We start from the raw sequence: 13,683 nt of genomic DNA, 5'->3' as shown, positions 1-13,683 counted from the left end.
TCACTGCGGCCGCGCCAGGCGCATCGTCAGGCCGATGGGCGACATCACGAAACCCATCAGTTCCTGCGCCTCGCCGCCATCGGGCGTATCGACACCGGCGATGTCGAAGCTGCCCAGCAGCATGGCCATGGCGATCTTGATTTCCAGCAAGGCCAGATAGCGGCCGGGGCAGGTGCGTACACCGGCGCCGAAGGGCATGGCGGCGCGCTTGTTGTTGGCCTCGCTGCTGTCTTCCAGCCAGCGCTCGGGCTGGAAGGCCTGCGCATCGGGAAAGTGCGCATCGGAGACGCTGTCATGGCGCATCACGCACCACAGCATGCTGCCGGCGGGCACGGCCACGTCCCCCACCACCGTGTCGCGCAGCGCTTCGAGCGGGATGTAGGGCGCCACCGGTTTCAAACGCATGGCTTCGCTGGCGCAGGCGCCAAGGTAGTCGAGGCTGTCCATTTGCGCCAGGGTGAAGTGCGCCACGTCGGGTGCCAGGCGCCGCACTTCCTCGCGCGCCTTCGCCAGCGTGTGCGGATGGCGTTGCAGCAGGTAAATCATCCAGGACAGCGTGTTGGCCGTCGTGTCTTCGCCGGCCAGCAGCATGGTCAGGACATTGCCGGCCACGGCGCGGTCGTCCACGCCGCTATCGGCTTCGTCAGCGGCGGCGATCATGGCTTCGAGCAGGTTGGGCGGGCGCAAGCGCCGCGCGGGATCGCGCTCCAGGCGCGCACGCGCTTGCCGCACCAGGTCGGCCACGGCCACGTCCAGCGCGGCCACGTCGCGGTCCAGGCGCCGGTCGACGGGCAGTTTGAAGTAGCGCCAGTACGGCAGCATCGACAGGCTGCGCCGCGCCACGGCGGGCAGGATCGCGTCCAGGTGGCGCTGGATCACGTCCTCGCCCGATTCGAGCGTATTGACTGCCGTGCCGAAGGCCAGGCCGGCGATGATGTCGACCGTGTAGCGTTTCAGGTCGCCATCGAGGCCGATCGCCTGGCCTTGCGTGGCGGCAAGATGCCAGCGTCGCTGCAGGCGCTGCGCCACCGTCACCAGTGCGGGGAAATACGCCTTGATGGCGCCCGGCGCCATGCCGGCCATGACCATGCGGCGCTGGTTGCGCCATTGCGTGCCCTCGGCCAGGAACAGGCCGGGGTTGCCACCCATTTCCTCGGACACGATATAGCTCGACAGCGGACGCCGGAAGCCGTCCGGGCGGTCGCGCAGCACGGCTGCCACGGCTTCGCTGTCGGCCACCACCAGCACCAGGGTGCGGCCGAACCAGGCACGCACGTAGGGGCCATAGTGCCGCACCCAGCCTTCCACGTCGCGGTGGATACGCGGCAGTTTCACTTGCAGCGCGTTGCCGATGATGGGCAGGGCGAAAGGCCCCGGTAACTGGCGGATCTGCCGCAGGATCGGCGTGGTGGCGGGCGCGGCGGCGTGGTCAAGTGGTGGCATGGCAAGCTCCTGTTTCAGTGGGAACGATGACATGACTGTAGCGCGCTTGCGCGCCCGCGTCTTGAACGAATACGACATCGCGCGCAGCCAGAAATTGCCGGTACAATCGTCGCCATGCCTGCCGCCCCTACGCCCCTGACCCGCTTGATCGCGCCACGCGCCGCGCTCGCTTCCTGCGTGCGCGCCTTCCTCGTGCGCGACACTACCGGCTGCGCGCCGTTGCCACCGTCCCAGCGCCTGAACCGCTTTCCCGCCACGCCCATGTGCTGCCTGCTGTGGACCGTCGCGGGCGAGGTCGAGGCGGCGGCGCCCGGCCCCGACTTGCTGCATGTGCGCATGCCGCCCGCCCTGTTCAGCGGCCCGCGCGGCTATCCACTGGTCAGCTACAACCCCGGCCCCGTGCACTCGTTCATGGTGATGCTGTATCCGGCCGCCCTGCATGCGCTGACGGGCATCGACATGGCTGTCCTGTTCGACCAGGTGCGTCCGCTCGAACCCCTGTTCGACGCCGACTGGCTGGCGCTGTCCGACGCGGTGCTGGCCGCACCCGACGACGCGGCGCGCATCGCGCTGGTGGAAGCGTTCCTGGCACCGCGCTGGGCGGTGGCGCGCAAAAGCGGCGACCATCCGGCCGGCGCCATACAGGACTGGGTGCGCCGCCTGGGCGTGCAAGCGGCATCGACGGGCCTGGCCAGTGGCGCGCGCAATATCGAGCGCCGCATCAAGGCCTGGGCCGGCCAGCCCATGCGCACCCTGCGCCGCATGCGCCGCGCGGAACAATCGTTTCTCGATGCGCGCGAGGCCATGCTGCAAGGTAATGCCTCATGGAGCGATATCGCGGCCGAGGGCGGTTACGCCGACCAGGCCCACCTGTGCCGCGAGGTGCGCGCCATCACGGGCTTGAGCCCCACCGAACTGGCGCGCGCCAGCCGCGAGGATGAAAGTTACTGGGTTTATCGCGTATGGAGTTAAACGGGGTTTTTACCCGGTATAGACGACGCCTTTCGCCAAGGTGACTTCATGGTGGCCCGCGCCGGGCGCCATCATGGGGAAGCAGTTTTCTGCGCCATGCACGCGGACGTCGAGAAAATACGGGCCGCTTGATGCCAGGCAGGTCGCCAGCGCTGCGTCGAGTTCCTCGCGCCGGCTCACCGTGTGCGCTTGCCAGCCAAACGCGCGCGCCAGGGCGACGAAATCGGGCAGCGCTTCCATGTAGCTGTGGCTGTAGCGCCCGCCATGGATGAGTTCCTGCCACTGGCGCACCATGCCCATGGTGCCATTGTTCGACAACACCACTTTCACGGGCAGGCGGTGCTGCACGGCGGTGGCCAATTCCTGGATATTCATCAAAATCGAGGCGTCGCCGCTGACGCACACCACGCAGGCATCCGGGTGGGCGACCTGCGCGCCGATGGCGGCCGGCAAACCATAGCCCATGGTGCCGGCGCCGCCCGACGTCAGCCAGCGGCGCGGTTGCTCGAAACGCAAGTGCTGCGCCGCCCACATCTGGTGCTGGCCCACGTCGGTGGAGACGATGGCGTCGTGTCCGTCGAGGGCTGCCTGCAGCCGCTGCATCAGCGCCTGCGGCGCGATGACGCCTGGCGTGTCGTCGAACGCCAGGCAGTCCTGCGCGCGCCAGCCATCGATGCGCCGCCACCACGGCTGGCGATCCGCCAGCAAGCGTCCGCGCAGCTGCGCCAGCAGGGCGGCGAGCACGGGCGCGCAATCACCGCGCAAAGCCACGTCGGCGCGCACCACCTTGCCGATCGAAGCCGGGTCGATATCGATGTGGATGATCTTTGCGCCAGGGCAGAAGGCGTCCAGCCGCCCCGTGACCCGGTCGTCGAAGCGGGCGCCGACGCAGACGATCAGATCGGCATGGTGCATGGCCAAGTTCGCCTCCAGGGTGCCGTGCATGCCCAGCATGCCCAGGAAGGCCGGGTGCGAGGCGGGAAAGGCGCCCAGGCCCAGCAAGGTTAAGGTACAGGGCGCGGCCGCCATTTTCGCCAGTTGGCCGAACGCGGCGCAGGCATCCAGGCCGGAATTGATGAGTCCGCCGCCGCCATAGAATACGGGCTGGCGCGCGGAGGCGATCAGGCTGGCGGCCCGTTCCAGGTCAGTGCTGTCGGGCAGGGGCGCGGCCGCTGCGGCGGTGGCGGGCGGCAGCGGCGTACTTGCCGCGACGGGGGCCAGCTGCATATCCTTGGGAAAGTCGATCAGCACCGGGCCGGGCCTTCCCTGCGTGGCCTGCGCGTACGCTTCCTGCACCACGGCCGCCGTCTCGTCGGCCGTGCTGATTTGCCGGTTCCACTTGGTGACAGGGCGCGAAATGCCCAGCGCGTCGCATTCCTGGAAGGCGTTCGTGCCGATGCTGGTGGTGGCCACCTGGCCGCTGATGCAGATGACGGGAATCGAATCGCACAGGGCATCGAGCAAGCCCGTGGTGGTATTGCTCATGCCGGGGCCGGAGGTGACGAACACCACGCCGGGCCGGCCCGTGCTGCGCGCATACCCTTCGGCCGCGTGCACGGCCGCCTGTTCGTGGCGCACCAGCACGTGGCGCAAGCGGGGCTGGGCATGCAGCGCGTCATACAGGGGCAGCACGGCGCCGCCCGGATAACCAAAGACGGTGTCGACACCGAGCGCCAGCAGGGTGTCGATGAGGACGCTGGCGCCGTTGCGCGGAGCAAGATCGTGGGCGGGAGCGAGGAGGGGAGCGGGATCGGGTTTCATGGGTCTATTTTCTGCTTCCACCGGCAGAAAAGGCTGCTGGTTTTCTCGTATAAAATGCGATATTCAGTAAAATTTGCTGTGAAATAAGGATATGACAGAATGAAGCTAGATAAATTCGACCTCGCCATCCTGACGGCCTTGCAGCAGGATGCCCGCATCAGCCTGCACGAGCTGAGCGCCAAGGTGGGCCTGACTTCATCGCCATGCTGGGCGCGTATCAAGCGCATGGAAGACGATGGCGTCATCGAGGGCTACACGGTGAACGTCAACGCGGCCAAGGTGGGGCTGGCCGATACCGTCATCGTGCAAGTCACGCTGGATGACCATTCCGACCAGGCCCTGTTCGAATTCGGCCACGCGCTGGCCATGATCCCGGAAGTGCTGGAAGCGTTTCTCGTCTCCGGCGACTACGATTACTACCTGCGCATTGCCGTCAGCGACACGCGCGACTACGAACGCCTGCTGCGCGAGCGCCTGTATAAAATTCCCGGCATCCGCCACAGCAAATCAAGCTTTGTGTTGCGCCAGCTCAAGCAGAGCTACTTGCCTTTACAGCGTTAGCTTCCTGCACGGCGGGAGTTTTTCCCTAGCTCATCCCTGTTGGCTGCCCGATACTGGACAGTAATAAATACCACTATAAATCGGGGATACGCATGAGACTGACTTTATTCGCCGCCGCTGCCATGGCGCTGTGCCAGGCGCAGGCCGCCGAGCCTGCCGCAGCGGGCGACTTGCCCACCGTCATCATCACGGGCAGCATGCCGCTGCCTACCGTGGAGCAGCCGCGCGATACCCTGGCCGCGCCCGTGCAGACGGCCAGCGCGCAGCAGATCGCCCGCAGCGGCGCGCTCGATATCTCGGCTTTTTTGCGCCGCAACCTGGGCAGCGTCTACGTGAACGAAGTGCAGAACAACCCGTTCCAGCCCGACGTCAGCTACCGCGGCTATACGGCTTCGCCCTTGCTGGGAACGCCGCAAGGACTGTCCGTGTATCTCGATGGCATGCGGCTGAACCAGCCGTTTGGCGACGTCGTCAGCTGGGACTTGATCCCGCGCATGGCGATAGCCTCGCTGACCCTGATGCCCGGCTCGAATCCCCTGTTCGGCCTCAACACCCTGGGCGGCGCGCTGGCCCTGCAAACCAAGGATGGCAAGAGCAATCCTGGCACCGCCATCGAGGCGCGCCTGGGCTCGCACCAGCGGCGCGCCGTCGAGTTTGAACATGGCGGCAGCAATACGCAGGGCTGGCACTGGTATGTGACGGGCAACCGTTTCAAGGAAGATGGCTGGCGCGACGATTCACCGTCGGACGTGCGCCAGTTGTTTGGCAAGCTGGGCTGGAGCGATGCGCGCACGGACATTGCCGCCACCGTGGCGCACGCGGACAATGCGCTGACGGGCAATGGCTTGCAGGACCAGCGCCTGCTGGCGCGCGACTACCGCAGCGTGTACACCAAGCCCGATTTGACGCAGAACAAGTCGACCCTGCTGAACCTGACGGGCAAGCACCAGGCCAGCGAGGCCTTGCTATTGTCCGGCAATGTGTACTACCGCAAGATCGACACGCACACCTTCAACGGCGACTTGAACGACGAGTCCCTCGACCAGTCCGTCTACCAGCCTGGTGCGGCCGAGCGGGCGGCGCTGGCGGCGGCTGGCTACACGGGTTTTCCCGCCAGCGGGGCGAATGCAAGCAATACGCCGTTCCCCAAGTGGCGCTGCATCGGCAATGTGTTGCTGAACGATGAGCCGGCCGAAAAATGCAATGGCATGATCAACCGCAGCCACACGCAGCAGGAAAACTATGGTTTTTCGGGCCAGTTCACCGTGCTGGCCGACGTGGCGGGCGCGCGCCATGCCGTCACGGCCGGCGCGGCCTTCGATGCCAGCCATGCCACCTTCCGCCAGACCAGCCAGTTCGGCTACCTGAACCCGGACCGCAGCATCACGCCCGTCGCATTCTTTGCCGACGGCACGGAAATCGACGACGACGGCAGGCCCGTGGATAACCGGGTCGACTTGAGCGGGCGCATGCGCACCTGGAGCGTGTATGCGAGCGACAGCATTGCGTTCAATCAAGCATTGACCTTGACAGTTTCCGGCCGCTACAACCGCAGCACGGTGCGCAACCGCGATGCCATCACGCCGGGCGGCAGCAGCGGTTCGCTTGATGGCGACCACCGTTTCAGCCGCTTCAATCCCGCCATCGGCCTGGCCTATGCACCAGCGTCCGGCATCGGCGCCTATCTCGGTTACAACGAAGGCAGCCGCACGCCGACGGCCATCGAACTCGGTTGCGCCGACCCGGAAAACCCGTGCCGCCTGCCCAACGCCATGGCCGGCGACCCGCCATTAAAACAGGTGGTGACGAAGACGTGGGAAACGGGCGTGCGCGGCAAGTGGGGTGAGCTGGCCCGCTGGAGCGCGGGCGTGTTCCGCGCGGAAAACCACGACGATATCCTGTTCGTGGCCGATAACCAGGCCGGTTTCGGCTATTTTAAAAATTTCGGCAAGACGCGCCACCAGGGCGTGGAACTGGCGGCCGATGGCAAGGCGGGCGCGCTGGACTTTGGCGTCAACTACACGTGGCTGCAGGCGACGTATCAAAGCCGCGAGCTTGTCAACGGCAGCGCCAACAGCAGCAGCGACGCGGACGCGCCCGGCCTGGAAGGCAATATCGTCATCACGCCGGGCAAGCGGATTCCCCTGACACCCAGCCATATTTTCAAGGCGCACGTGGATGTCCAGGTGGGACGCGACTGGACGGTGGGCCTGGCCATGACAGCCGTCTCCAGCGCCTATGCGCGCGGCAATGAAAACAACCAGCACCAGGCGGGCGGCCCATCGTACCTGGGTTCGGGCAAGAGCGGCGGCTACGCCGTGGTGGAGCTGAGCGGCAAATACCAGGTGACGCCGCAGCTCAGCGTGTTCGCCCAGATCAATAACCTGTTCGACCGGAAATATGCGACGGCGGCCCAGCTGGGTGCGACGGGCTTCGATGCCAACGGCAACTTTGCCGCCCGGCCACTGCCCGCCGTGAACGGTGCATATCCGATGGTCAACGCGACGTTCTATGCGGCCGGCGCGCCGCGCAGCGTGAATGCGGGCTTGCGCTATGTATTTAATTAGGTTTTCTTGACACTCAAGATGCCTGACAAAACCGTAGCGAGCGGATGGGATTTGTGGCCAAGAAGCGCAAGCGTACTCTAGTACGGTGAGCATCGCAGGCCGCAAAGCGCGCCGCGCAGTAGGGTTGGTCAGGCATTCGGCTGAACGTGTTCGATGACCCCGTTACGCAAGGCCAAGTGGACCAAAGCGGCGGGGCCGGGCACGTCGAGCTTTTCCCTGATGCAAGTCTGGTGGTTGGCCACGGTTTTGCTGCTCACGTGCAGCAGGCGGGCGCAGTCGGCGGCGCTGCGGCCTTCGGCGAGCAGGCGGAAGATTTCGAATTCGCGCTGGCTCAGGCTGCTCAAGCGCTGCGCTTCCATGTTGGCCTTGCCCAGCAGTACGCCGGGTGCGCTGTGCGGGTCCAGGTAGCGCCGGCCTGCGTGGGCGGCGCGCACGGCGTCGACCAGGTGTTCCGGGTCGGCTTGCTTGCTGATGAAGCCGCAGGCGCCGCCGTCAAACGCGCGCGCGATCAGTTGCGGCGTGTCGTGCATGCTGAAGACCAGCACGCGCGCGTCGGCATCGCGGGCCAGCAGCTTGCGCAGCAATTCCAGGCCGCCGATGCCGGGCATGGACAAATCCGTCACGCAGACGTCGGGCAGCTGCTCCAGGTACAAGCCATACGCCGTTTCGCCATTGCCTGCTTCGGCCACGACAGCGATGTCGCCACCCTGTTCCAGCAGGCGCCGGTAGCCCGTGCGCACCACCGGATGGTCGTCCACCAGCATCACGCGGATCGGGCCCATATTCATGCGGCGCTGGTTGTCAATGGCATGGCCACTTCGATGCGCAAGCCGTTGCCCAGTGCGCTGATCCAGCGGATATGGCCGCGCAGGCCGGCCACTCTTTCACGCATGCCCAGCATGCCGAAACCGGGATCCTGCTGCCTGTCCTGGCGCAAACCCTGGCCATTGTCTTCGATGGCCAGGTGCAGCAAGCCGTGCGCGTCGACGCGCAATTCCACCGTGGCATGGTCGGCGCCCGCGTGGCGCGCCACATTCGTCAATCCTTCCTGCACCAGGCGGTAGATGGCCGTGGCGATGCTGTCGTCGAGGTCGGCGGGGATGGCGTGTGGGGCGAAACGGCAAGCGATGCCGTGCTGCTGCGCCCAGCTGTCGCACAGCGTCTGCAGGGCCGCTTCCAGGCCCAGGCTGTCGAGCACTGGCGGGCGCAGCCGGCGCAGCATGCTGCGCACCATCGCATGCAGCGCTTCCGCAGAGCGGGCGATGCTGGCGGCGCACGCTTGCACGTTCGCCTGGTCGCCGGCACTTGCGCGCAGGATGTAGCTGGCGGCGGCGCGGATGGCCGTGCAGTCTTGTCCCACTTCGTCGTGCAGCTCGCGCGCCAGCGCGCAGCGTTCCTCTTCCTGCGCGCGCAGCAGGCGCTGCGTGAGGGCGCGGTTTTGCGCCAGCAGCAGGGCCACCTGGCGTCCGCGCCACACGGCAAAACTGGCCAGCGCGAGTACCAGCAGCAGCAGGCTCAGGGCCAATTCATCGAGTTGCCAGTGCTCCTGGCGCCAAAGGGCATGCGTCAGCCATTCGGCCAGGTTTAGCCTCGCGGCCAGCAGGAAAAAAGCCAGCGCCAGCGCGCAGCACACGATGCTGCGCCAGGCCGGCCGCGTGCCTGATCGGCCGCTGCCGGCCAGTTGGTAGTGTTCCATGATGCTGCTCCCTGAGCACGGTCGATCCCCTTGTTGAGCAAGCTTCATGCCATCGGCACAGGAGGCGCAGGGGGCGTCTGGCGGAGCGCCGGCAGACCAGGCAGTGTTCCAGGATGGAACAGGTGTACCGCGATGTGACGCAGAGGACGACGCGGCAAGCGCGGTTTTCGAGCTTATCTGAAGTCGTGCCGGTCCGTTGGCGCGCACGTCAGCCGTGTGATGAATTGTTGTTCAAATGTAACGTTGAGATTCCTCAAGCTTTCATAGATAAAACAAAACAAAGTTTCGCCGAGTTAGATAAAAAATAAATAAATGATATTAAAAATATGATATTTATTTTATGCAATTTGCTATATTTATTGACACTTTTGTGAAAAAGCTGAAAGCGGGCGCCAGACCTGCCGACCTATCTATCCACAACAATCAAGGGAATAGAATGAATCGTTTATCACATCTGCGGGTATCGCCCGCCACCGTCAATCCGCCCGCTACCCGCGGTCGCTCCACCGTCTTTGCCGCATTGGCCACCGTATCGGTGCTGGTCAGTGCGCCGGCCATGGCCGGCGTACTGAGCTTCGACACGCTGCGTCCCGATATCTATGAAAGCGGCCAGACGCTCAATACGTCGAGCTACAACCTGCTGTTCCTGGCCGATCCGACCACGGCAGCCGGCGGCGGCGTCAGCGGCGTGGGCGCCATCCTCGATGGCCGCCTGGGCTCGTCGTGCGATATCGCCGCCTGCCCGCAGGGCGCCACCGGCAACTACCTGGCCATCCTCAACGATGGCGGCGTGAATTTCTCGCGTGCCGACCACCAGGCATTCACCCTGGCCGGTTTCGACTATTCCTTCATCGCGCCCGTGTCCGGCTTGCCCAACATAAATTGGGGCCAGCTGCAGCTGAGCGGCACCCTCAGCGACGGTCAGGTGATCAGCACCTCGCTGGCGTTTCCCGGCCAGGGCAGCGATGGCAATTACCATTTCCAGAGCGCTTCCCTGCTGAGCGGCTTCAGCAACTACGCCTTCACGGGCCTGACCTTCAATGCCTGCATTTTCAATGACACGGGCGCGTGCAGCAATTCCCTCGATTTCCCCGCCTTTAACCAGGGCCAGTTTGCGCTCGACAATATCAATATCAGCGCCGTGCCGGAACCGTCGACCTATATGCTGATGCTGGCCGGCCTGGGCGCCATCGGCATGCTGTCGCGCCGCCGCACCGGCAAGTTTGCAGCGTCCACCGTGCAAGGAGCGTGAGATGAAACTACGTCCCGTTTCACTCGGCATCCTCCTGCTGGCCGCCAGCCTGGCGCAAGCGGCGCAGGCGCAGGAACGCCGCTCGTACATCGTGCAGCTGGTCGACAAGCCGGCCGCCACCTACACGGGCCAGGTCAACGGCCTGGCCGCCACCAAGCCGGCTCCGGGGGCGCGCATCAACGTGGGCGCCGCCGATGTGCAGGCTTACCTGAGCTACCTCGACACCAAACAGGCCGCCGTGGCCGGTACCGTCAGTGCGGCTGAAATCACGCACCAGTACAGCGTCGTCTTCAACGGCTTTTCCGCCTTGCTGACGGACGATGAAGTGCGTGCCCTGAAGAAAAACAGCGGCGTGGCCAGCATCAGCGCCGACTCCATCCTGCAGCTCGATACCAGCTACACGCCCACCTTCCTGGGGCTGGACAAGCCGGGCGGCATATGGGAACAGCTGGGCGGCAAGGCGCACGCGGGTGAAGACATCATCATCGGCATCGTCGACAGCGGCATCTGGCCAGAGAATACGGCCTTTGCCGACCGCCTCGACGAGAACGGCGTGCCCAGCCACAGCGGCAACAACGTCGTGTACGGCGCGCCACCGGCCAGCTGGCAGGGCACGTGCCAGACAGGCGAAGGATTTTCCGCCGACAATTGCAACAATAAGCTGATCGGCGCGCGCTACTACCGTGCCGCCACGTCGGCGTTGCACTGGACGGAATTTTTATCGCCGCGCGATTCCGTTGCCGGCCTGACGGGGCACGGCGGCCATGGCACGCACACGGCATCCACGGCCGGCGGCAACAATGGCGCCATCGCCACCTCGGGCGGCGTGTCGCTGGGCAAGGCGTCGGGCATGGCGCCGCGCGCCCGCATCGCCGCCTATAAAGTCTGCTGGACAGCCGCCTCGACGGGGCGCAACGGCTGCGCCACGGCCGACAGCGTGGCCGCCATCGACCAGGCGGTCAAGGACGGCGTGAATGTCATCAACTTTTCCATCGGCCCGAACGCGGGCGGCGGCGCTTTCGACGAACCGACGGAAGTGGCCTTCCTCGGCGCGGCGGCAGCCGGTGTCTTTGTCGCCACATCCGGCGGCAACTCCGGCCCGGCCACGCCAGCGCCCGACGTGCCGGCGCCTGTGTCGCACATCAGCCCCTGGCTGGCGACGGTGGCCAATTCCACCCACAACCGCCTGTACGCGGGCAATGTGATACTCAGCAATGGCACCAAGCTGGAAGGCGCATCGAGCAATGCGAAGACGCCCGCGCTGCCGCTGATCCAGGCGCGCGACGCGGGCCTGGACGGCGTGTTGCCAACGGATGTCAACCTGCTGCGCTGCTTCGGCGTAGCCGATGCCACTTCGGCCTACCTGGACCCGGCGAAAGTGGCGGGCAAGGTGCTGGTGTGCGACCGCGGCGGCAACGTGCTGGTCAACAAGAGCGCGAACGCCAAGACGGCGGGCGCGGCGGGCGTGATCATCGCTAACGTGGCCGGCGGCGCCAATACCGTCATCAACCAGGCGCATTTGCTCTCGACCGTGCACCTGGCGCAGGCGCAGGGCGACGCGCTGAAGGCCTTCATGGCGGCGACGCCCGACGGCACGGCGGCGCTGGGCGAAGTGCATACGATCCCCGACACCACGGTGCAGGCGCCGATTGTCAGCGACCGTTCCTCGCGCGGGCCGAACGTGGCCAACGCGAACATCCTGAAACCCGACCTGTCGGCGCCCGGCACCAACGTGCTGGCCGGCGTGACGGCCGACCTGACGCAGGCGCAGCGCGATGCCGTGGCTGCCGGGGGCGTGGCGCCATTGGCCGAATGGGATTTCTATTCCGGCACCTCGATGGCCAGCCCGCACGTGGCCGGCGTGGCGGCGCTGCTCAAGCAGCAGCATCCGGACTGGTCGCCCGCGGCCATCAAGTCGGCGCTGATGACGACGGCCTTCAGCACCTATTCGGATGGCTTGAACGGTTCCGTGTCGTGGGATGCCACGGCGAAGAACTCGGGCCAGCTGCCGTGGGGCCAGGGCGCCGGCCACATCGCGCCGAACAGCGCGGCCGATCCAGGTCTCGTGTATGACATGTCGGAAATCGACTATGCGCGCTTCCTGTGCGGCCTGAACCTGAAGGTCTACACTGCCGCCACCTGCCAGGCCGTCGGCAGCATCGCCGCCTACAACCTGAATCTGGCATCGCTGACGGCGGCCAACGTGCTGGGCACGCAAGTATTGACGCGCACGGTGACCAACGTAGGCAGCAGCAGCGCCGTCTACAACGTCTCGGCCAGCCTGCCCGGCTATACGGTGGCGGTGACGCCAACCAGCCTGAACCTGGCGCCGGGCGCGAAGGGGCAGTTCCAGGTCAAGCTGACGCGCACCACGGCGCCGGCCAATACCTGGACCTACGGCGCCCTGAGCTGGACCGATGGCACGCACACGGTGCGCAGCCCGCTGACGGCGCGCGGCACCTCGCTCGCTGCCATTGCGTTGGTCAGCAGCGAAGCGGCCACGGGCAGCAAGGTGCTGACCCTGGGCACGGGCTTCACGGGCGCGCTGGTGGGCGTCAAGTCGGGGCTGGTTGAAGCCGTGCGCGAGACGCGCACGATCGGCCAGGCGTCGACGGGCGCCGCCGCATCGGCTGCCTGCAAGGCCGGTGGCGCCACGGGCGTGAACGTGCACAACGTGGTGATCCCGGCCGGCACCCTGGCGGCGCGCTTTGCCACCTACGACGCGGAAACGACGGGCGGCGCGACTACCGACATGGACATGGAGGTCTACAACGCCGCCAATGTGCTGGTCGGCAGCAGCGGCAATGAAGGTTCCAATGAGCAAGTGGAACTGCGCCTGCCCGCCGCCGGCACGTACAAGGTGTGCGTGATCGGTTTCGCGCCGCAAAACGGCCAGGCCGAGTACGCGCTGTCCTCGTGGGTGCTGGCGCCGGGCTTGAACAATGGCAGCTTCAAGGCGCTGATGCCGGGCACCGGCTACACGGGCGGCACCGCGACTGTCTCGCTGAGCTGGTCCAACCTGGCCGAAGGCAAGCGTCACCTGGGCGCCGTCGGCTACCAGGTGGCTGGCGTGCTGCAGGGCGTCACGGTGGTCGAGGTCAATACCAATGACCCGGTGCCGCTGTTGCAGAATGCGCGCGGTGCCAGGCCGGTGCTGGCCCATTAAACCGTTTCAGGTGTGAACGCAAGGCGTGCCTTCGGGCACGCCTTTTTTTTAGGCTCTGTCCCCGATAAGTAGGGGAATTCCGAGAATTTTCCTGGGGCCCTGCTGTCTGACGGTACATAGCAGACAAACGGGAGTCTTCCATGCAGCAAGCCCAGTGGAAAACCTTCATCGCCCAGTTCACCGCACTGAGCCAGCGTCAACGCCTGGCGAGCATCGCCCTGCTGCGCGGGGCAGCGCCGCAGGACGCCGCCGTGGCACTCGTCGA

Annotated in this window: 9 protein-coding genes; 5 read left to right on the top strand and 4 right to left on the bottom strand. The window is 65.8% G+C overall.

What is annotated here, in order from left to right:
* Complete coding sequence (locus ACQ4WN_RS25525) at nt 1-1,443, bottom strand: cytochrome P450 (protein ID WP_436554023.1); 1,443 nt, start codon at nt 1,441-1,443, stop codon at nt 1-3.
* A gap of 114 nt (nt 1,444-1,557) precedes the next feature.
* On the opposite strand from ACQ4WN_RS25525, the gene ACQ4WN_RS25520 reads away from it, so the two are divergent.
* Entirely contained in the window at nt 1,558-2,415 is an 858-nt protein-coding gene (locus ACQ4WN_RS25520) for a helix-turn-helix domain-containing protein (RefSeq protein ID WP_436554022.1), read from the top strand.
* A gap of 9 nt (nt 2,416-2,424) precedes the next feature.
* On the opposite strand, the gene ilvB is transcribed toward ACQ4WN_RS25520, so the two are convergent.
* Nucleotides 2,425-4,176 (bottom strand): biosynthetic-type acetolactate synthase large subunit, encoded by a 1,752-nt coding sequence (gene ilvB / locus ACQ4WN_RS25515; RefSeq protein ID WP_436554021.1) that lies wholly within the window; start codon nt 4,174-4,176, stop codon nt 2,425-2,427.
* Nucleotides 4,177-4,275: 99 nt separating this feature from the next.
* Between ilvB and ACQ4WN_RS25510 the strand changes: the two genes are divergently transcribed.
* Nucleotides 4,276-4,737: an Lrp/AsnC family transcriptional regulator gene (locus ACQ4WN_RS25510; RefSeq protein WP_034784295.1), complete on the top strand. Its 462-nt coding sequence runs from the start codon at nt 4,276-4,278 to the stop codon at nt 4,735-4,737.
* 92 nt (nt 4,738-4,829) lie between these two features.
* A complete protein-coding gene (locus ACQ4WN_RS25505) occupies nt 4,830-7,304 on the top strand; it encodes a TonB-dependent receptor (RefSeq protein WP_436554020.1) in 2,475 nt (824 codons plus the stop codon).
* A gap of 128 nt (nt 7,305-7,432) precedes the next feature.
* Here the strand turns inward: ACQ4WN_RS25505 and ACQ4WN_RS25500 are convergent, their stop codons facing one another.
* Nucleotides 7,433-8,092 carry a response regulator gene (locus tag ACQ4WN_RS25500; RefSeq protein WP_436554019.1) on the bottom strand — a complete coding sequence of 220 codons (660 nt, stop codon included), beginning with the start codon at nt 8,090-8,092 and terminating at the stop codon, nt 7,433-7,435.
* On the bottom strand, nt 8,089-9,000 hold the full coding sequence (locus ACQ4WN_RS25495) for a histidine kinase (RefSeq protein WP_436554018.1): 912 nt from the start codon (nt 8,998-9,000) through the stop codon (nt 8,089-8,091). The genes ACQ4WN_RS25500 and ACQ4WN_RS25495 overlap by 4 nt, the downstream gene beginning before the upstream one ends.
* A gap of 436 nt (nt 9,001-9,436) precedes the next feature.
* Between ACQ4WN_RS25495 and ACQ4WN_RS25490 the strand changes: the two genes are divergently transcribed.
* Together ACQ4WN_RS25490 and ACQ4WN_RS25485 are read left to right on the top strand one after the other, a co-directional pair.
* Nucleotides 9,437-10,252: an NF038120 family PEP-CTERM protein gene (locus ACQ4WN_RS25490; protein WP_436554017.1), complete on the top strand. Its 816-nt coding sequence runs from the start codon at nt 9,437-9,439 to the stop codon at nt 10,250-10,252.
* A gap of 1 nt (nt 10,253) precedes the next feature.
* Nucleotides 10,254-13,418, top strand: a complete 3,165-nt coding sequence (locus ACQ4WN_RS25485; RefSeq protein ID WP_436554016.1) for a S8 family serine peptidase — start codon at nt 10,254-10,256, stop codon at nt 13,416-13,418.
* Nucleotides 13,419-13,683: the final 265 nt, after the last annotated feature.

Source organism: Janthinobacterium pasteuri, assembly GCF_051380775.1.
Taxonomy (GTDB): Bacteria; Pseudomonadota; Gammaproteobacteria; order Burkholderiales; family Burkholderiaceae_D; genus Janthinobacterium.
The sequence above is the reverse complement of the archived record's forward strand: the minus strand, read 5'-3'. Positions and strand labels throughout refer to the sequence as shown.

What these genes read in the sequence shown, in the direction of transcription:
- ACQ4WN_RS25525 (WP_436554023.1), bottom strand. Translation starts at nt 1,443, where the DNA reads ATGCCACCACTTGACCACGCCGCCGCGCCCGCCACCACGCCGATCCTG.
- ACQ4WN_RS25520 (WP_436554022.1), top strand. Translation starts at nt 1,558, where the DNA reads ATGCCTGCCGCCCCTACGCCCCTGACCCGCTTGATCGCGCCACGCGCC.
- ilvB (WP_436554021.1), bottom strand. Translation starts at nt 4,176, where the DNA reads ATGAAACCCGATCCCGCTCCCCTCCTCGCTCCCGCCCACGATCTTGCT.
- ACQ4WN_RS25510 (WP_034784295.1), top strand. Translation starts at nt 4,276, where the DNA reads ATGAAGCTAGATAAATTCGACCTCGCCATCCTGACGGCCTTGCAGCAG.
- ACQ4WN_RS25505 (WP_436554020.1), top strand. Translation starts at nt 4,830, where the DNA reads ATGAGACTGACTTTATTCGCCGCCGCTGCCATGGCGCTGTGCCAGGCG.
- ACQ4WN_RS25500 (WP_436554019.1), bottom strand. Translation starts at nt 8,092, where the DNA reads ATGAATATGGGCCCGATCCGCGTGATGCTGGTGGACGACCATCCGGTG.
- ACQ4WN_RS25495 (WP_436554018.1), bottom strand. Translation starts at nt 9,000, where the DNA reads ATGGAACACTACCAACTGGCCGGCAGCGGCCGATCAGGCACGCGGCCG.
- ACQ4WN_RS25490 (WP_436554017.1), top strand. Translation starts at nt 9,437, where the DNA reads ATGAATCGTTTATCACATCTGCGGGTATCGCCCGCCACCGTCAATCCG.
- ACQ4WN_RS25485 (WP_436554016.1), top strand. Translation starts at nt 10,254, where the DNA reads ATGAAACTACGTCCCGTTTCACTCGGCATCCTCCTGCTGGCCGCCAGC.